The 18,378-nt window shown below is 65.7% G+C and carries 15 protein-coding genes and 1 tRNA gene; 10 read left to right on the top strand and 6 right to left on the bottom strand.

The features are described 5' to 3' along the window. The first annotated feature begins 39 nt into the window (after positions 1-39). The 4 genes from BLU18_RS05810 (at position 40) to BLU18_RS05795 (ending at position 4,070) form a co-directional block, all read left to right on the top strand. Positions 40-1,425 (top strand): methyl-accepting chemotaxis protein, encoded by a 1,386-nt coding sequence (locus BLU18_RS05810; RefSeq protein ID WP_092632860.1) that lies wholly within the window; start codon positions 40-42, stop codon positions 1,423-1,425. Positions 1,426-1,614: 189 nt separating this feature from the next. Next, positions 1,615-2,328, top strand: a complete 714-nt coding sequence (locus BLU18_RS05805; protein ID WP_092632858.1) for an NAD(P)/FAD-dependent oxidoreductase — start codon at positions 1,615-1,617, stop codon at positions 2,326-2,328. Between the two features lie 105 nt (positions 2,329-2,433). Further along, positions 2,434-3,354: a serine/threonine-protein kinase RIO2 gene (locus tag BLU18_RS05800; RefSeq protein ID WP_092632856.1), complete on the top strand. Its 921-nt coding sequence runs from the start codon at positions 2,434-2,436 to the stop codon at positions 3,352-3,354. 125 nt (positions 3,355-3,479) lie between these two features. After that, a complete protein-coding gene (locus BLU18_RS05795; RefSeq protein WP_092632854.1) occupies positions 3,480-4,070 on the top strand; it encodes a 50S ribosomal protein L15e in 591 nt (196 codons plus the stop codon). A 120-nt stretch (positions 4,071-4,190) separates the two neighbouring features. On the opposite strand, the gene BLU18_RS05790 is transcribed toward BLU18_RS05795, so the two are convergent. The 5 genes from BLU18_RS05790 to BLU18_RS05770 form a co-directional block, all read right to left on the bottom strand. After that, the gene (locus tag BLU18_RS05790; protein WP_092632852.1) at positions 4,191-6,524 is read right to left on the bottom strand and encodes a DUF2309 domain-containing protein; all 2,334 of its coding nucleotides are present in this window, start codon (positions 6,522-6,524) and stop codon (positions 4,191-4,193) included. Next, positions 6,514-7,992, bottom strand: a complete 1,479-nt coding sequence (locus BLU18_RS05785; protein WP_092632850.1) for a proton-conducting transporter transmembrane domain-containing protein — start codon at positions 7,990-7,992, stop codon at positions 6,514-6,516. The genes BLU18_RS05790 and BLU18_RS05785 overlap by 11 nt, the downstream gene beginning before the upstream one ends. Positions 7,993-8,157: 165 nt before the next feature. Next, positions 8,158-8,628: an Lrp/AsnC family transcriptional regulator gene (locus BLU18_RS05780; RefSeq protein ID WP_092632848.1), complete on the bottom strand. Its 471-nt coding sequence runs from the start codon at positions 8,626-8,628 to the stop codon at positions 8,158-8,160. Positions 8,629-8,779: 151 nt separating this feature from the next. Next, entirely contained in the window at positions 8,780-11,263 is a 2,484-nt protein-coding gene (locus BLU18_RS05775; protein ID WP_092632846.1) for an efflux RND transporter permease subunit, read from the bottom strand. Further along, a complete protein-coding gene (locus BLU18_RS05770; RefSeq protein ID WP_092633635.1) occupies positions 11,263-12,651 on the bottom strand; it encodes a COG1361 family protein in 1,389 nt (462 codons plus the stop codon). Before BLU18_RS05770 ends, BLU18_RS05775 begins: the two co-directional genes overlap by 1 nt. Positions 12,652-13,224: 573 nt before the next feature. Here BLU18_RS05770 and BLU18_RS05765 point away from each other — a divergent pair. The 3 genes from BLU18_RS05765 to BLU18_RS05755 all read left to right on the top strand — a co-directional run bounded on the left by BLU18_RS05765 (position 13,225) and on the right by BLU18_RS05755 (position 15,925). Continuing rightward, a complete protein-coding gene (locus tag BLU18_RS05765; RefSeq protein WP_092632843.1) occupies positions 13,225-13,572 on the top strand; it encodes an ArsR/SmtB family transcription factor in 348 nt (115 codons plus the stop codon). Continuing rightward, entirely contained in the window at positions 13,572-13,913 is a 342-nt protein-coding gene (locus tag BLU18_RS05760) for a DUF7521 family protein (protein WP_092632841.1), read from the top strand. Before BLU18_RS05765 ends, BLU18_RS05760 begins: the two co-directional genes overlap by 1 nt. A gap of 158 nt (positions 13,914-14,071) precedes the next feature. Next, on the top strand, positions 14,072-15,925 hold the full coding sequence (locus BLU18_RS05755) for an aldehyde ferredoxin oxidoreductase family protein (RefSeq protein WP_092632839.1): 1,854 nt from the start codon (positions 14,072-14,074) through the stop codon (positions 15,923-15,925). A 45-nt stretch (positions 15,926-15,970) separates the two neighbouring features. Here BLU18_RS05755 and BLU18_RS05750 read toward each other — a convergent pair whose 3' ends face one another. Then, positions 15,971-16,372 carry a hypothetical protein gene (locus BLU18_RS05750; RefSeq protein WP_245697886.1) on the bottom strand — a complete coding sequence of 134 codons (402 nt, stop codon included), beginning with the start codon at positions 16,370-16,372 and terminating at the stop codon, positions 15,971-15,973. A 77-nt stretch (positions 16,373-16,449) separates the two neighbouring features. On the opposite strand from BLU18_RS05750, the gene BLU18_RS05745 reads away from it, so the two are divergent. From BLU18_RS05745 to BLU18_RS05735, 3 genes are all read left to right on the top strand, one after another. Further along, entirely contained in the window at positions 16,450-17,145 is a 696-nt protein-coding gene (locus BLU18_RS05745) for a YqjF family protein (protein ID WP_092632837.1), read from the top strand. Positions 17,146-17,284: 139 nt separating this feature from the next. Then, the gene (gene ubaA / locus BLU18_RS05740) at positions 17,285-18,097 is read left to right on the top strand and encodes an SAMP-activating enzyme E1 (RefSeq protein WP_092632835.1); all 813 of its coding nucleotides are present in this window, start codon (positions 17,285-17,287) and stop codon (positions 18,095-18,097) included. 44 nt (positions 18,098-18,141) lie between these two features. After that, positions 18,142-18,214 (top strand) — tRNA-Pro (locus BLU18_RS05735). The last annotated feature ends 164 nt before the right edge of the window (positions 18,215-18,378 follow it).

Here is an 18,378-nt window from a genome sequence, read left to right as displayed (position 1 = left end):
GGAGTGACGCTTACGGTGCCCCGACCGATATCCCCGGCAATGTCTGCACCGACGATGAAGTCGACACACCGTGATGCCGGTGGACTCGCCCCCGAAGTCGAGGCCGAAAGCGAAGTCGAACAGCTTCGATACGAGCGCGACTACTGGCGCGGCCTCTTCGAGCAGTTGGTCGAGAACTACCCGAAGATGGCCGTCGTCCTCGACACCGAGGACCGCCTCGCACACCACAACGACGTGGCCGAAGCGGTGACCGGCTTCGACGCCGAGACGGTGCTCGGCGAGAACGTCTACGACGCCTATCCCATCTCCGAAGACGACGAGACGTTCGCCCAGACCGTCACTCGCGAGGGCCAGTCGCGGACCGAAGACGAGTATCGGTCCATCCCGACCGCCGACGGGGAGCGGTGGGTTCAATCGACCGGCGTCCCCCTCCGCGACCCCGACGGCGAACTCGTCGGCGCCCTGGAGACGACGACCGACGTGACCGACCTCGTGGACCAACAGCAGACCATCACCGAGGTGCAGTCACAGGTCTCGGAGGAGGTGTCGACGAAGGCAGATAGCGCCGTCGAGACGACCGAACGCGTCGACGAGGCCATCGAGAGCACGCGCTCGCTGGCCGACGAACAGGTCGAGAACATGGAGGAGGTCGCCGAGGAGGTCGGCTCGCTCTCGGCGACGGTCGAAGAGGTCGCTGCCTCTGCCGAGGAGGTTAACGAACGCGCCGCGAAGGCCGAACGCCTCGCGGCCCAGAGCGCCGAATCGGGCGCCGACGCCATCGAGCGCATGAGCGACGTGGCCGAGCGGAGCGACGAGGTGGCCGACCGGACTCGCAACCTCGCGGAACAGGTCGCGGCCATCGACGACATCGTGGAGGTCATCAACGACATCGCCGAGCAGACGAACATCCTCGCGCTCAACGCGAACATCGAGGCCGCGCGGGCGGGCGAGGCGGGCGACGGGTTCGCCGTCGTCGCCGACGAGGTGAAATCGCTCGCGACCGAGGTGCAGTCCGAGTCCGAGCGCATCGACGAGATTATCCGCGAAATCCGCACCGAAGCCGAGGAGACCATCGAGAGCGTCGAGAACGTCGCCGACGAGGTGCACGACGGCACCGACACGATTCGGGAGCTCGTCGACAACCAGCAGACCATCGTCGAGGTTGTCGACGAAACGTCGACCGGCATGGAGGACATCGCCGAGGCGACCGACGACCAAGCCGTCCGGACCGAGGAGGTGGCGAGCATGGTCGACACCGCCGCTGACCGCGCCAAGAGTGTCTCCGACGAAGTCGAGACAATCGCCGACGCGAACGCCGAACAGGCGGCCTTCGTCTCCGACATCGCCGTGGCCATCGAGCGACTCGAATCGACCGTCGACCAGCTGGACATCGACGAGACGGTCACCATCGAGCGCGGCGGCTGACTACGACGGCGTCGACGCCCTCTCACGACCACTCTCCATCCTTCGGACCGTCGAGTGCCGAGCGGCGTCGCCAGCGTCACGCTCCGATTGCGCGTCCGTTTCGATTGTGCCGACAACGTGACGAGCTAGCATACGACGCCCCCGACCGCGGACGGCGGCTACAAGTAGAGCCCCCGCTTGTCGGCGTCTATGCACGACGTACTGATTATCGGTGGTGGCGTCGCCGGTCTGTCGGCGGCCACGTTCACGGCTCGCGCCGGTCTCGATACGCTCGTTCTGGACGCTGGTGGGTCCATCCTCCGGCGCAACGCGCATCTGGAGAACTACCCCGGCTTCCCCGCCGGCGTCAACGCCCGACAGTTGCTCGACCTGTTCGCCGAGGGCACCGACCGCGCGGGGTGTGAACACCGCGAGGCAGAAGTGACTCGCCTCCGCGCGGACGACCCGTTCGTCGCCGAGACAGCGTCGGGCGACCAGTACCGCGCCGACCGCGTCGTCGTCGCGACGAAAAACGCCGTCGACTACCTACCCGACGCGGTCGAAGTCGTCGACCGAGGCAAGCCCTTCGTCGAGACGGACGAGCGAGGGCGGACGGGCGTCTCGGGGCTGTACGCGGCCGGGCGCCTCGCCGGCAAGCCACATCAGGCCATCGTCAACGCCGGCCACGGCGCCGAGGTGGCGGTGACGCTACTCGAAGAGGCGGACCAGCCCTTCTATCACGACTGGGTGGCGCCCGACGGCTACTTCACCGACCGGGGCCGGGACCTGCCCCCGGGCTGTGAGGAAATCGACGACGACGAGCGTCGTCGCCGCGAGGACGAGGCCCGCGAACTGCTCCGGGAGCGATTCGCGGACCCACATCCCTCCGATCAACCCACCCACCCGAGCCTCGACGACGAGTAACTGTCCCGCGGCACCGATACGCCGAACACCCGATTTCCTATCGCGACATACAGTTTATCGCCCCCGACGCGGGGGGCTTTTGTCCCTTGCGCGCCCAGACGACGTATGGTCAAAAACGTCGCCGGCGTGATGGCCGAACTCGAACCCGAGGACTTCTATCTGCTCTCGGGCGTCGAGCAGGGGATGCGGTTCAGCGAGTGGGTGAACCGCGAGAAACTGCCCGATAACGCCGGTCTGACGGCCGAAGAGGTCGAGTATCGGCTCGACCGCTGTATGAAACGCGACTTGGTCGAGCGCCGGACCATCCAGTACGAGGGCTACCAGCTCACCTTCGAGGGGTACGACGCCCTCGCGCTCCACACCTTCGCAGAGCGTGAGTCCATTGAGGGCGTCGGCGCCCCCCTCGGCGTCGGCAAGGAGAGCGACGTCTACGAGGCCCAGTCCTACCGCCCGCTGGCGCTGAAGTTCCACCGCGAGGGGTACACCAACTTCCGCGAGGTGGACAAGGAGCGAGACTACACCGCCGACAACCACCACGTCTCGTGGCTCTACACGGCGCGCAAGGCGGCCGAACGGGAGCACGACGCGCTCGAAACGCTCTATCCGGACGTGGCGGTCCCGCGACCGGTCGACCACAACCGCCACGCCATCCTGATGACGAAGTTCGAGGGCGTCGAACTCGCGCGGGCGAAACTCGAGGACGAACAGGTGGTCGGCGTCCTGGACCTGATTCTCGACGAGGTGGCGGGCGCCTACGACGCGGGAATGGTCCACGCTGACCTCAGCGAACACAACGTCGCCGTCGCATCCTCGGGTATCACCATCTTCGACTGGCCGCAGTCGGTCCCCACCGACCACGCCAACGCCGACGAACTCCTCGAACGCGACGTGTCGAACCTCGTGGGCTTCTTCCGGCGGAAGTATCCGGCCGTCGTGCCCGAGGTGGACACGGACCGCGTCGCACGGGCCGTCGCGGACGGCGAGTTCGAGACGGTGCGCGCGTTCGCGACGAGTCGAAGTTCTTAAGCGGAGTCGGGCGATAGAGTCGGTAACTCGCTGGTACACGGGCCCCAGCGGGCACCCGACTCGTCGGGACGATATGTGACCCGCCTCGCGGCGGCGTTGAATCGCAAGCGCCCGTGGGTAACACCATGGCACGAAGCTTCTACTCTCACATCCGAGACGCGTGGCAGAACCCCGACGACGGGGCACTCGCCGAACTGCAGTGGCAACGAAAACAGGACTGGCGCGAGCAGGGCGCCATCGAGCGCATCGAGCGCCCGACCCGCCTCGACAAGGCGCGCAACCTCGGCTACAAGGCCAAGCAGGGCATCGTCGTCGCGCGGACCTCGGTCCGCAAGGGCGGGGCCCGAAAGCGCCGATTCAAGGCCGGGCGACGCTCGAAGCGACAGGGCGTCAACCGCATCGGTCGCCGGAAGAGCATCCAGCGCATCGCCGAGGAGCGCACCTCGCGCAAGTACCCCAACATGCGCGTGCTCAACTCCTACTGGGTGGGTGAAGACGGGTCGCAGAAGTGGCACGAAGTGATTCTCGTCGACCCCGAACACCCCGCGATTCAGAGCGACGACGACCTGAACTGGGTCTGCGACGACACGCACCGCGGCCGTGCGTTCCGTGGCAAGACCAGCGCCGGTCAGAAGGGTCGCGGACAGCAGAAGCGTGGCAAGGGGACGGAACACACCCGACCCAGCATCGGCGGCGACCGACGCCGCGGCAAGTAACGCGCCGACTTCCTCCGTTTTTTCACCGCTCGTGTAGCAGCGGCACCAGTTCAAGCAGCTGGTCGACTCAAGCGACTACGCCGACTCAGCGACTGTGCTGATTCAAGCAACTGCGCCGACTCAGTCGTCGGCGACGGTGGGCGCCGTCGTCTCAGCCGCGGCCGTCCACTCCAGTCCGCGCTCGTAGTGGAACGCGCGGTGGTCGCGCGTCGGGTCGACGACCGTCAGCGAGAGCCACTCGTTGTCGAGGAGGGTCGTCAGGTCCTCGTGCGCCTCCAGCACGTCGGTCACGCGGTCGACGGGCGCGTGAATCACCGTCGAGAGGCGGAGCGGTTGGTGGTGCGGGTCGTCGTCCCCGGCCAGCACCGACTGCTGTGGCAGGCCGCTCATCAGGTCGCCGCCGTTCCCTTGGTAGACGCCCAAGTTGCCGACCGGGTTGTGTGTCACCTTCGACCCGCTACCGAAGACGGCGGTGTCGACGGTCGAGAAGTAATACTGCAGGTTGATCCACTGGGTCACGACCATGGGTCCGGTCATGACGGCTTCGAGCGCGTCGCCCTCGTCGTCGGTCTTCCAGTCGTAGTCGTGGAGGAACGAGCGGCCGTCGAGGTCCAGATCCGCGGTCAGGTCACGCGGGCCGATGACGAAGCCGGCGTTGCCGGCCAGTCCCCACTCGGGGCGGGTCTCCGCCCAGTCGCTGGCGCGGCGTTCGGCGTCGCCGACGCCGTCCGGGCCGTCGCGTTCCGCGGCGGCGCCGGTCTGTGCGGTGTCGAGGTCCGCGCGCAACTGCGCGACGTCCTCGCGGTGGCTCTCGGGCACGTCGCCGTCGTAGAGCGTCACCGCGTCGGTCGTCGTGTCGTGTTCGGCCGCGAGGAAGTGGGTGTCCTCGGGAATCTCGACGCCGCGGTCGCGGAGCGCCGCCGTGACCTCGGGGTCGTTACAGATGGTCGCGAGGGCGCGGGCGTTCGGCCCGCCGGGGTTGCCGGCGCAGGCGCCACAGTCCAGACTCGCCTCGAACGGGTTGTTCGCCGTCTGACTCGCGTGGCCGGTGAAGACGACGAGGCGGGCGAACGTCTCCCAGCCCATCGTCTCGAAGGCCGCCGCGGCGTAGTCGACGCGTTCCTCGAACGTCATCCCCGTCGGGAGCGAGCCCTCACCGTCGGGGTCGTGTTCGACGCCCGGCGAACAGAACTCGTGGACGTCCGGGCCGGGGTCGTCGTCGAGGGCGCCGGCGCGCGTCGGTGCGAGCGTCCGCGTCGCGAGCGCGGCCCCGTAGCCCAGCCCCGCGCTCTCGACGAAGCTGAACACCGTCGCGACGTTGGACTTGAGCGTCGACAGCGTCTCCTTCCCGGCGTCAAGCGCGGCCGTCACGCGGTCGCGACGCACCTTCGTCGCGTCGTCGGTGGGGCGCTCGACGACGCGGTGAGCGGCGTCGACGACCGGCGGACACGCGTCGACGGCGTCGGAGTCGTACCCCTCGTACCGGATGGGGAGGCCGAACGACCCCGCGTAGCCGAACGTCTCGTACGCCCCCGCCTGTTCGACGTGCCGGCGGATGACCTCCGAGCGCGTGTCGATACAGAAGACGAGCTGCGCGTCCGGGCGCGCCTCGTCGCTGTCGAGGGACTCGCTCGCGTCGGCGACGGCGTCGGTCAGCGTCTCGCGGTACGTCGACTCCCACGCACGGAGCCAACAGGCAGCGAGGGGAACGTCCTCCGCTGGGTCGTCGGGCACCTCGGGCGCCGGTTCGTCGAGCAGGTCCGAAAGCGTCAGCCTGACGGCGAGGTAGCCGGGGAGCGTGATGGGATACGTCGACTGCCACGCGTCGCCCTCCTCGGCCTGTTGGCGGACGAATCCGGTCCAGCCGGGGAGGGAAGTCAGGTGCGCCTCGAAGAGGTCCTGCCACTCGCCGACGGGGCGGTCGTCGAGGAGGTGGCGAATCGCCTCGATTGGCTCCGCGGGCAAGTCGCTCACCGTCTCGCCGTCGGGAATCTCGCCGTCGTGGGGGGCGACGGCGCGGAACGCGGCGTAGAAGCCCTCCTCGCGGTGGGGCATCGACCACTTCGCGTGTCCTTGGTCGAGGAAGGCCGAGAGCCACTTCGTCACGAGTTGGTCGACGCGGTCGGTCCCCGCCGTCGACGGAGTCGTCGACCGCTCGCGCTCCATCCGGTCGAGGAGCGCCTCGGGGTCGGCGTCGTAGCTGTGCGCTTTCAGTTCCCCTTCGAGGGTGTCCGGGTCGATACGGCCGTCCGCCCACGCCCGGCGGAACACTTCGGTGTCGGGGTAGCCGTCGGCACCGAGTGCGGTTTCGGCGCGGGCGACGGCCTCGTGGAACGGTTGGTCTTCCAGGTCGGCGAGTGGGTTGCTGGCCACGAACGAGTGGAGCGGCCAAACGCGGCCGACTGTCGATGCCGCCTGCTCGATGCTGTCGCGAATCGCGGCGTCAGTACTCATTGTAATCCTCCGTGTTCGTCAGCAGCGTCTCGGGAGCCGGTTGCGTCGCGTTCAGGAGCGTCACGTAGAGCCAGTCGCTGCGCTTGTAGGCGCCGCCCTCGATGGCGACGTACGCGCCGAGGAACGCGGCGAGGACGAGGCCGTGGACGGCGGTGAGGTCGGCGGGCGCCGTCACGACGGGGAGTCCCGCGAGCGCAGCGTCGACGGCGCGGTACGCCAGCCCGTAGCCGGCGATGGCCACGAGCATGGCGAGGGGCATGGCGACGAACCGGGCCGACGCCGGCGCCGCACTGGCTTCGACGGCCGTCCGCGCCGCGTGGAACGTCGTCAGGACGACCAGCGCCACCAGCACCAGCCCGCTGCCGAAGTGCGTCCCCTTCCCGGTGAGGGCGACGAACACCGCGCCGCCGGCGAGCGCCGTCGCGGCGGTGAGGGCGGTGCCGAAGACGCCCAGAGACGCCGTCTCGCCTGTCTTCGTGGGCTGTGTCCGCTCGACGGCGTCGCCGACCGAGAGGAACTGATAGGCCTTGAAGAAGCCGTGGAGGATGAGGTGGGTGATGGCCGCCCCGAAGAAGCCGAGGCCGGCCTGCAGTATCATGAAGCCCATCTGCCCCACGGTCGAGCAGCCGAGTTGGCGCTTGATGTCCGTCTGGACCGTCTTCAGCAGTTTGCCGCCGAGCGCGCTCACCGCGCCGACGACTACGACCAGCTGCATGAACGCCGCGTCGAGCGTGACGAGGGGGGCGAAGCGAAGCAACAGAATCCCGCCCGCGTTGACGAAGCCAGCGTGCATCAGCGCCGAGGCGGGCGTCGGCGCCGTCATCGAGGAGAGCAGCCAGGTGTGGAAGGGGAGAAGCGAGGACTGTACCATCGCGACGAGGAGGAGGCCGCAGACGGCGACGGCCCATACTGGCGTCGAGAGGGTGCTCGCTTCCGCGCCGATGCCGGAGACTGTCGTCGCGCCCGTCGCCCACGCCAAGAGGGCGAGGACGCCGGCCAGTATCGCGCCGCTCGCCACGAAGTACCGGCGAGCGAGCGTCTTCGCCGCCTGTGCCTGCGGCCAGCCGCGGACGATGCCGATGAGGTCGGCCATCACGAGGCCCATCCCCAACCACGCGAGGGCGAAGAGCGCAATGTGGTCGGCTGCCACCAGCGTCATCACGACCACCGTGAACGCGAACAGCCGGTGGAAAAAGCGGCCGAGGTGGGCGCTGCCCGCCATGTAGCGCCGCGAGTAACTGTGGACGATACCGCTGAAGAACGTCACGACGACCCACATCAGGACGGTCAGACCGTCGACGGCGACGCCCGGGAACGTCCAGCCGCCACCGGGTCGGACGACGAGCAGTCCCAGACTCGCGACCCACAGCCCCCACACGAGTCGCGTGAGGGTCGTGGGTGCGAGCGGCGACGACGCCTCCGTACTCGGCAACTGTCCGACCGTCGGTGAGTGGTCCGTTCCTGTCATCGTTCGGTTCGTCGACCCGCTGGGGTGGGTACTCCCCGACGCGTCGTCTCTACCCAATTAACGAACAGACTGCCTATTAAGGCCTTCTATTTTACCAGATTGTTCCTCAAAACACCGATTATAGAACGTTATAGTTTCTCATGGTGTTCGGTTTCACGCCGAACGCTACTCGTCCGACTCTGACGCGAACTCGCCGAACGGTTTCGTCTCGTGGCTTCGGACGAGTACCTCGTCGGCGACGGTCAGGCCCATGTCGAGCAGCGCCTGTGCGACGGACGTGATGTCGCTGTCTTCCTCGCCGACGACGGTGACCAGCAAGTTCTGTTCGCCCGTGACCAGCTCCTGAACGGAGACGACGCCGTCGATGTCGAGGATATTCGGAATCATGTCGCCCCGTTCGGATATCGAGGCGGTGCAGAACAGGAGCATCCGGAGCGGGTAGCCCGACTGCTGGTAGTCGATGGCGGCGCTGTACCCCTTGATGACGCCGTCCGATTCGAGGCGTTGGATGCGCTTGCGGACCGTGCTGTCCGAGGTGCCTGTTCGCTCGGCGATGTCGCCCGAGGACATGTTCCGCGCGTCTTCCTGCAGGGCGTGTAGGATGGCACGGTCAACGTCGTCGATGTCGTCGGCCATACGGGGCCTTTCGCGTGCGCGACAAAGGAAGTTCGGCTCCCCGCCGACGGTGGAGTAAATCACATGTCGCTATATGCAATCCATACCACTCGCCAAAAACAGCGAACTGTGTCCAGTAGTTGCGGTCGAAGACGCTCGGTTCCGACGGTGTCTATTGACTCACTGGACGGAACCGCGCCAGTACATCGACGTCCCACTGGTGGAATCGTTCCCAGAGCAACACCGCGGGCGGGAGTGCGACGACCGCGGCCAAGAACGAGTAGGTGACACTGAGCGCAATCAGCACGCCGAAGTTGCCGAGAATCGGGGTGATGGCTAGTGCGAGCGCACCCGTCCCCAGAGCGGTCGTCAGCATACTCCCGAATAGGGCGCCACCGGTTCCGGTCAGTGTCACCATCATCGCTTCGTGTGCGCCCGTCGCCGAATCGTACTCGTCGATAAACCGGTGGGTCGTGTGCACCGAATACGCGATACCGACCCCGACGGAGATAGAGAGGATGGTCGCCGTCAGCGCATTCAGCGTGATGTCCATATATCGCATCGTCCCGAGCAAGAAGGCGATGGCAATCAGTATCGGGAAGACGTTGACGACGCCGAGCAGTGGCTTCCGTTCCAAGACGCCGTAGATGAGCACGAGGAATGCCGCAGTCAGTCCGACTGCGAGGGCGAGTCCCTGAATCGCCGACTGGAAGATACGGTCCATCACCGCTGCACGGACGACGACGCTCCCCGTGGACGTCGCTTCGAACTGGAGCCTGTCTGCTAATTCGGTTCCGCCAGTCGTCACTTCCGTCTGTGAGGCATCGGCGTCGGTCTGATATTCGATTTGGGCGGACCGGTAATCCTCCGTCAGGTACTGTTTGGCCCGGTCACCCGCCGCGGACGCGAACAGCTCGTCGTAAATTCGCTCGAGATTCTGGTCGGGAATCCCGTTGTCGTTCCGGTCGTTTCGAGCGACTAAGGCCGCGAAGTCCTCGTTTCGATTCGCGTGCGATTCGATGACGGTCACGATGCTCTGTGCCTCTGCTTGCCCACCGGGTCCGACTGCGAGTGATTCTGGGGGGTCGTCGTTCGGGGCTGCGAGGGCTTCGAGCGCGTGGTCCTGCTCGAAGTTTCCTCGGGCGTATATCTTCACCGTACTACTCTGGCTGCTCCCGAATTTGTCGTCGAGCAAGTTGATAGTCGACGTAATCGTATACTCCCCTGGATTGAACGGCTCGGGTAATCCCGTGACGTAGGCCGGGAGCTCTTCGGGTGGCAGGAAGTCCTCGTTTTCGAACGAGGTGCCGACGCCAGCGCCATACGCACCCATGACGGCCCCCGAGAGGAGCAATCCTAGGACGATTACCGTCGGCGCGTATCGGCTCACGCGTGCCGGAAACGCCAACACGCGGCCGAGCACCGAGTCCTCGGACGCTATCGGCGACGAGTTGAAGTCTGGAACGCCGAGACGGACGCGTATCTCGTCGGTCACCAACTTGGCGGCGGGTAGAAATATCCCGAAGATGAGGAACGTGAACATAATACCGACCGCCGACGCGATGCCCAAGTTCCGAATCGGCGTCAGGTCGGAGATGACGTTCGCACCGAAGCCGAACACGGCCGTCACGGTGACGATGACGAACGCAATCAGGAGCTGGGCGTTCGCTTCTCGCATCGCTTCGACCGCTTCGAACCCGCGTTCCGTCTCCTCTCGATAGCGGTTGATGATGTGGATGCCGAAGTCGACGCCGACGGCGAGCAGCAACACCGGCACCGAAATCATCTGCTGGCTGAACGGAATCCCCGAATACCCGAGGAATCCGAACGTCCAGATAATCGTCATCACGAGCGCGACCAGTCCCAACAGCACGTCGATGGGGTCGCGATACGCCACCACCAAGAAGAAGAGCAACAACAGGACTACGACGGGCATCACGATGAGGAGCGAGTCCTGCACGGACTGCGATATCTCCGTTTCGGTCGTTCCAGACCCGAACGCACGAACGTCGCCCGGCGTGTCGTCGGCAATCGTTTGAAGGTCCGTCTGGACGGCAGTCAGGTCGTCGTCACCGAAGCTCTCGGGGAAGTCGTGCGAAACCGTGGTAATCGATGTGGACGCCGAGACGCTCGTCGGATTGAAGTCGTTCGACACGACGCCGGTAAACCGGGAGTCGCTTTCAAGCGCTCGAACCGCCTGTCTGATTTCGGACGGACTCGCGCCTTCGAGCGTTCGCCGGTACTCTGCCGGCGTGGTCGCCGACGGGTCGAGTTGCTGTGCGACACTCGGAGCCGGCCCACTCGCCGATTCCATCCGAAGGTCGTCGCGTTCGGCGACGCGTTCGAGAAGGCGAGCGTCACGGACGAGTGCCTCTTTGGTCAGGACGTTGCTGTTCGTCCGAATGAGTTGTGTCGTGGTCTCGGTGTCCGTTCGAAACGGCTCCTCGAAGTTCTGGTCGACTTGGTCTAGGGCCTTCTGTTCGGGTAAGTCGTCTGTGAACGCGTCGAGCCCTCCCGCACTCATCTGGACGGAGCCCAGTCCGCCGACGAAGAGACCTGTGAGCAGCAAAAAGACGACGACGACCGCACGGGGGCGGTCCACGATGGTCGTGTTGAGGCGTTCTGTCGCCGTTTCAATCTTCTCGGCCAGAGACATTACTGGCGCCTCCGGTAGAGGAGTACGATACCGCCGACCACGACTATCCCCGCCCCGAGGACGAGTGGGAGGGGTGGTCCGCCGGTGTTCTGGGGTTCGACGGCGTCGAGTGGCTTCCTGAACGTATCCGAGAGGTGGGTGTTACCGTCGCTATCCGTATACCGGACGTCGAACGAAATCGGGTACGTGCTTCCGGCCGTCGCAGCGGACGCTGCCGTCACCTCGAACGCCAGCGTCGCGGACTCGCCAGGGGCTAACGACTCGATATAGCTCGTGTCCGAGGCACCGGCGCTGAGGGGGTCGTCGGCGAACAGCCGTGCCTCCATATCGGTCACCGTTTCGTCGAGGTTGTTCGTCACTTCGACCGTGACGACTCGTGAGCTGCCCGCGGTAATCGTTCGGTCCGACACCGCGAGTTCGAACTCGTCCCGCTCCGGTTCGATAGTCGCCGGGAGGTCGAGTTTGTCGTAGGTCCGCTGGTCGCCCTCGCCGTCACGATACCGAACCTCGACGTCGAGTAATTTCTCCCCGACCACGGCTTCACTCGTAATCTCGAACGGTACTCGGAAGGACGTGGATTCACCAGGGTCGAGCGACCCGACGGCGGTGGAATCCTCGCTCGGGATGACTGCCTCCGACGTATTGACGGGGCGAATCGCCACGCTCCGCACCGGTTTGGAGCCGGTGTTCTCGAGCGTGCCGACGATGTCCCCGTCTTCGCCCACTCGGAGTGACGAGGACACGTCCGAGAAGGCGAACGATTGGGCGGGCGTCGACTCGACGGTGGTCGTGAGCGGGTCGGCCGTTCGACTGATTCCGTCGATATCGTCGTAGTCCACGACCAAATCGAGCGCATAGTCACGCACGGCCGACCCAGATTCGAGCGCGGCATTGTACGTCAGCGTCCGATTCGTTCCCGCTTCCCAGTCACCGACGGATGCGGTCGAGGACGTGTCGCCGGACTCGAAGGTCAAGGAACTGCTCTTCGACTCCGCAGTGACACTCGCACCGCTCGCGATTTCCGACCCGGTGTTCCTGAGTGTGAACGAGATATCACTGTCGTCGCCGACTTGGGTCGTCGCGTCTGTGCCGACGATTTCGAACCGAGCGTCTTCCTCGATTCGAATCGTTATCGAGTCCGTCTCCGTTCGTGTGGTATCGCTGCCCTCCGTGGGTCCGCTGGGGCCGTAGCGAACGTGACGCGTGTGCGAATATTCGTACTCGACCGGGAGTCGGTACGTTCCCGGTTCGGCATCTTTCGGGACCGTGATGGAGACTGTCTGTTCTGCGCTCCCCGTCTGGAAGTTGCCCAGAGAGACCTGTCCGGTCTGGACGGTGACCGGCGCGTTCCCGTCGTCTACTTCGAACGTAAGCCCCCGCGCGGTCATCACCTCGTCTTCGTACTGCGATGGGCCGTGGGTCGTAATCAGGCCACGGTTGACGACCGAAACCGTGAGGTCGGTCGTCGTGCCAGCCGAGAGCGACCCGGACGACGTCGCGAACGTGACGTCCGGATGGCCGATGACGTTTCCAGACTGTGACGTTTGCGCCGTCGCCATCGTGGGGAGTGCGCCGACGGCGAGTCCCATCACGAGAACCGCGGTGAGCGCGACGGTCACCGACCGTGAGTTACGCGGTGTCTTCCGTGTCATGCTGAAGTCGCATCCGTACGTGAGTCGAATCGAGCGTGTTGCGTTCCCATGAGACGTAGCATCGACTCGAGAGCAATTATAACAGAATCACGTTTTTCTAACCCGGTAAAACGGCGGTATTAGCGCCCAGAAGTGGAGTTTGGAGACTCGACGGCTCTCCGTCATATCCCGCTTTGGTCCTCACACAGCGCCCGGGAACGCCGTGTCGTCACACCGTCCACGACGGCGAGAGTATATAATCATCGATGATTTTATACTGGGTGGGAAAACGAGCGACTGAATTAACTACTCCTGTGCGAACGACTAGCTGTGACCGAGAGCGTTCTGTCGCACGAGATTTACGCTCTCCTCGACGACGAGTACGCTCGCGAAATCCTCAAGTCGACGAACACGACCGAGAAGTCGGCGAAAGAGCTGAGCGACGAGTGTGATGCGTCACTCCCGACGATTTACCGTCGGACCGAGCGACTCATCGACTGTGGGCTCCTCGAAGAACGCACCCAACTCGGCGACGAGGGCCACCACTACAGCGTCTACAAAGCGCGAATCAAACGCCTCACCATCGAATTAGACAATGACGAACTCACCCTCGAAATCGAAGAAGCACCGCCGGAGACTATGGCAGACCGATTCACCGATATGTGGGGTGATATCTGATGGTCGTGCTTCAAGTTAACCTCGCTACCGTTCCGCAGTTCTACTTCGTCCTGTTCGTCGTGGTACTCGTCACGATTGCGATGGGGTCGTTCGTCGTGTACCAGGCCTATCAGGGATATCGTCGACACGGCGGGCGACGGATGCTGTTTCTGGCAGTCGGAATCGGACTCATCACGGTCGTTCCGCCGCTGTTGGCGATTACGGTCGCCTCCGTCGGCCTTCGAGCGAATTTCAGTCTTACAATCTACACCTATCACGTGCCGTTAGCCGAAAACATCATCAAAATAATCGGATTGGCGTTCATCATCTACTCGCTCGCGCTTCCGAGTCAGTCGTCGTAGTCGGGCCGAACGTTCGTTCGCCCGACAGGCCCGGGAGGTGGTCCGTATTTCGTCTCGCCGACCGACAAACGATTTGTGCGCGGAGCGTCCACGTCGCCATATGCAACGACTGCGTATCGCGACGCGCCAGCGAGTCGACTCGCTGGAGGTGGCGTAGCGTGGCCGACCTTCCGCCCGTCTACGGTGGGCAGGCGCTCCACGTCCACCTCGACGGCGAGACGAGAGTCGAAGACATCGACCCCGCCGACGCGCGGCGCTTCCTCGGCGGCAACGGCTTCGCGGCACGGGCCGTCCACGACCACGTCCCGCCGGCGGCCGACCCGTTCGACCCCGAGAACGTCGTCGCCTTCACCGTCGGCCCGATGAACGGCACGCCCTTCCAGTCGACGAGTCGCGGCGTCGTCGGCTTCGTCAGCCCGCAGACGAACGGCTTCTTCGACAGCACCTTCGGGGGCACCTTCCCCCGCGCCCAGAAGACGACTGGCTTCGAGAGCATCGTCCTCCACGGCGCCGCCCCCGAACTCTCCTACGTCCACGTCGACAGCGAGGGCGCGCGCGTCGAACCCGCGCCGGACCTCGCTGGCCTCGACACCTACGAGACGTGTGCCGAAGTCGAGGAACGCGCCGCGGCCGACGCCGACAGCGACGTCCACGTCATCGCGACGGGGCCGGCGGGCGAGAACCTCGTTCGGTTTGCCTGTCTGCTCCACGATTCCGAGATGCGCGAGGGCGTCGCCGGCCGCGGCGGTGCCGGCGCCGTCCTCGGCTCGAAGAACGTCAAGGCCGTCGTAATCGAGGAGGGCGAGTTCGACCCCGAAGTCGCCGCCGACGGCGACCTGCGGAGCCTCGTGGGCGACCGCATGGGCCCGCTGATGGCGGAGACGGAGATGCTCCAAGAGTACGGCACGAGCGGCCTCGTCAACCCCATCAACGAGATGGGGAAACTCGGCCGGCGAAACAACCAGGTCGAGCAGTCCGGCGACGAGGAGGCCGAAGCCATCAGCGGCGAACGCCTCCGCGAGGAGTACGTCACCGAGGACACGACGTGTGCGAACTGCGCCGTCGCCTGCGGGAAACACGTCACCGTCGAGGCGGAGGGCGTCACCGACGCCAAGATTCCCGAGTTCGAGAGCCTCTTCGGCACGGCGACGATGACCGAGGTGTTCGACCTTGACCGCGTGGTCAAGGTCAACGACCTCTGTGACCGACTGGGGATGGACACCATCTCCTTCGGCGTCTCCGTCGCCTTCGCCCGCGAGTGCTACGAGAAGGGCCTCCTGACCGACGACGACTCCCCGCACCTCGACTTCGGCGACGCGGATGGCCTGGTCGAACTCGCGCGCCGCGTCGCCCACCGCGAGGGCTTCGGCGACCGACTCGCCGAGGGGTCGTTCCGTCTCGCCGACTCCCTCGACGACGAGGCCGACGAGTACCTCCACGGCGTCAAGGGACTGGAGTTCGCCGCTCACTCCCCGCGCGGCCTGAAGGGGATGAGCATCGGCTACGCCACCGCCACCCGCGGCGGCTCCCATCACGACACGCGACCGACGCTCCAGTACGACGGCGAACACGACGAGACGACCGAGGGGACGCCCGAATTCGCCGCCCGCACGCAACACTTCACCGCGCTGGGCGACTCGCTCACCCAGTGTCGGTTCGTGAGCGAGGCCGGGTGGGGCAAGCGCGTCACCGACCGCTACCGCGACGCCATCAACGCCGCGACGGGATGGGACCTCTCGACCGAGGACGTGGAACGCATCGGCGAACGCGTCTACAACCTCGAACGCCTCATCAACGTCGAACGCGGCGTCGCGCGCCGGGAGACGGACACCCTCTCCCATCGCATCATGCACGAACCCATCCCCGACGGCCCCGCGGAGGGGATGTACTGCCCGCCGGAGGAGCTCGACGCGATGCTCGACGAGTATTACGACTTCCGCGGGTGGGACGACGACGGCATCCCGACCGCCGAACGCCTCGACACCCTCGACATGGCGGAACTGGCGGACTGACTACCTCCCCGGACGACCGGCGCGTGTCCCCGACTGCTCACCCGCTCACGCGTCGGCCTCGCGGTAGCCGACGACGAGCCAACTCCCGACGGCGACGACGGCGGCGACGAAGACGAACACCCAGAACGCGGTGAACGCGCCGGCTACAGGGTCCTCGACGTAGAATCCCGCTGCGACGCCCCCGACGGCGGCGCTGACGAAGGGGAGTACGAAGGGCCAGTCGGTCCACTCGCCGCCGGTGTTGTAGTACTCGACGGCGTAGCCCCAGACGTTGCCGACGGTGAACTGGAAGATGACGAGGCCGAACAGCCCCGACAGGACGGCCCGAAACAGGGCGTCGCGGGTGAGTGCTTCGGCACGGGAGAGCGAGACGGCGATGCCGGCAAGCAAGACGACGAGCATCACGCCGTGCCACGGGCGGAGTCGGTCGCGAAGGTGGAGGGCCATACTCGCCCCTCACGCGCCGGCGACAAGAACGTAGCGCCGGCGCAAGTCTTCTTCGCGTCTCGCCGCCAAGGTGGGGTATGGTCCTCCCCCTGGCGATGGGCTGGCGACACCTGCTGTTCGAGAACTGGCCCGTCGACCCCGACGTGATGGACGCGCATCTCCCGGCGTCGCTCGACGCCGACCGATACGACGGGCAGGCATGGCTCTCGGTCGTCCCCTTCACCAACGTCGCCGTGCGTCCGAAGGGAGCGCCTCGCGCCCTGGGGATTCGGTTGCCGGAGATCAACGTCCGGACGTACGTCACCCGCGACGGCGTCCCGAGCGTCTACTTCTTCAGCCTCGACGCGCAGGGCCTCGCCAGCGTCGTCGGCGCCCGCCTCGTCCACCACCTCCCCTACTACTACGCCCGAATCTCGCTCGACGCGGTGGACGGCGAAATTCGGTTCCGGAGTCGACGCCGCCATCCGGGCGCCCGCCCCGCCCACTACGCGGCCACCTACGCCCCCGACGGCGACGCCTTCGACGCACCGGCCGACCCCCTCGCCGAATTCCTCGTCGAGCGCTACCGGTTCTACACCGAGGCGCCCGACGGGTCGCTCCGCTACACCGACGTACGCCACGACCCGTGGACGCTCTACCCCGCCGAAGCCACCGTCGCGACCGATACGCTCGTTCGAGCCGACGGCTTCGCCCGCCCCGACGCGGACCCGGTGTACTACTACAGCCCCGGCCTCGACGTGGTGGCCTCCCGGAGTCGGCGCGAGGAGGCCTGAACGTCGATCTCTCGCCGAAGCTTCGGCCTCGACTCGGCCCCGACATCACGTACCCACACGTCATTTCCTATCGCGATATGCGATTTATCGAACCCTCGAAACGGCACGGATTTATCCTTCTCGACCACGGAGGAAGTGTATGAGCGACCTCTCGCTGGACGCCACGCAGTTGGACCGCTACTCGCGGCACATCATCATGGACGAAGTCGGTCCGGAGGGGCAGAAACGCCTGCTCGACTCCAGCGCCGTCGTTGTCGGGGCGGGCGGGCTTGGTGCGCCCGTCATCCAGTATCTTGCGGCCGCGGGCGTGGGAACCATCGGCGTCGTCGACGACGACGTGGTGGAGCGCTCGAACCTGCAACGCCAAGTGATTCACCGCGACGCCGACGTGGGCGAACCGAAAGTCGAGAGCGCGAAGCAGTTCGTCGGCGCGCTCAACCCCGACGTGACCGTCGAGACGTACGAGACACGACTCGACCGCGACAACGCCGACCTGCTGACCGACTACGATATCGTCGTCGACGCCTCCGACAACTTCCCGACGCGATATCTCGTCAACGACACCTGCCGACTCGCCGGCATCCCCGTCTCCCACGGCGCCATCTACAAGTTCGAGGGGCAGGTCACCACGCTCCACCCCGACGGCCCCTGCTATCGCTGCCTGTTCCGCGAGGCCCCCGAACCCGGGACTGTCCCCGACTGCGCGACAACGGGCGTCCTCGGCGTCCTCCCCGGCACCGTCGGCTGTATCCAGGCCACCGAGGCCGTGAAAGTCCTGCTCGGCGCGGGCGACCCGCTCGTCGGGCGCCTGCTCTTCTACGACGCGATGGACATGAGCTTCGACACGGTGCCCTACACCCAGGACCCCGACTGTCCCGTCTGTGGCGACGACCCCATCGACTCCATTGACGACATCGAGTACGTCGACGGCTGTGCCATCAGCGCCGACTGACCGAACGAAATCCTTTAGCGCCCGCGCGGTGCAAGTTTGAATGCGGGACCGTGGGTTAGCCTGGTATACTTCGGGCCTTGGGTGCCCGTGACCCCGGTTCAAATCCGGGCGGTCCCATTCCCACTTTTTGCTCGGTCGCTTGTCGCCGGCGCGGAGCGCCGGCTCCCTCGCGCTCCTTCGCAAAAACTTGGGGAAAACCGCAGGAACGGATTTGGAGCCATTGTGATATTGGTGAAACAGCGGGCTGCGGAACTGTCAGCCCCGGACGCACCGATCACCCC

The organism is Haloplanus vescus, from assembly GCF_900107665.1.
Taxonomy (GTDB): Archaea; Halobacteriota; Halobacteria; order Halobacteriales; family Haloferacaceae; genus Haloplanus; species Haloplanus vescus.
The sequence above is the reverse complement of the archived record's forward strand: the minus strand, read 5'-3'. Positions and strand labels throughout refer to the sequence as shown.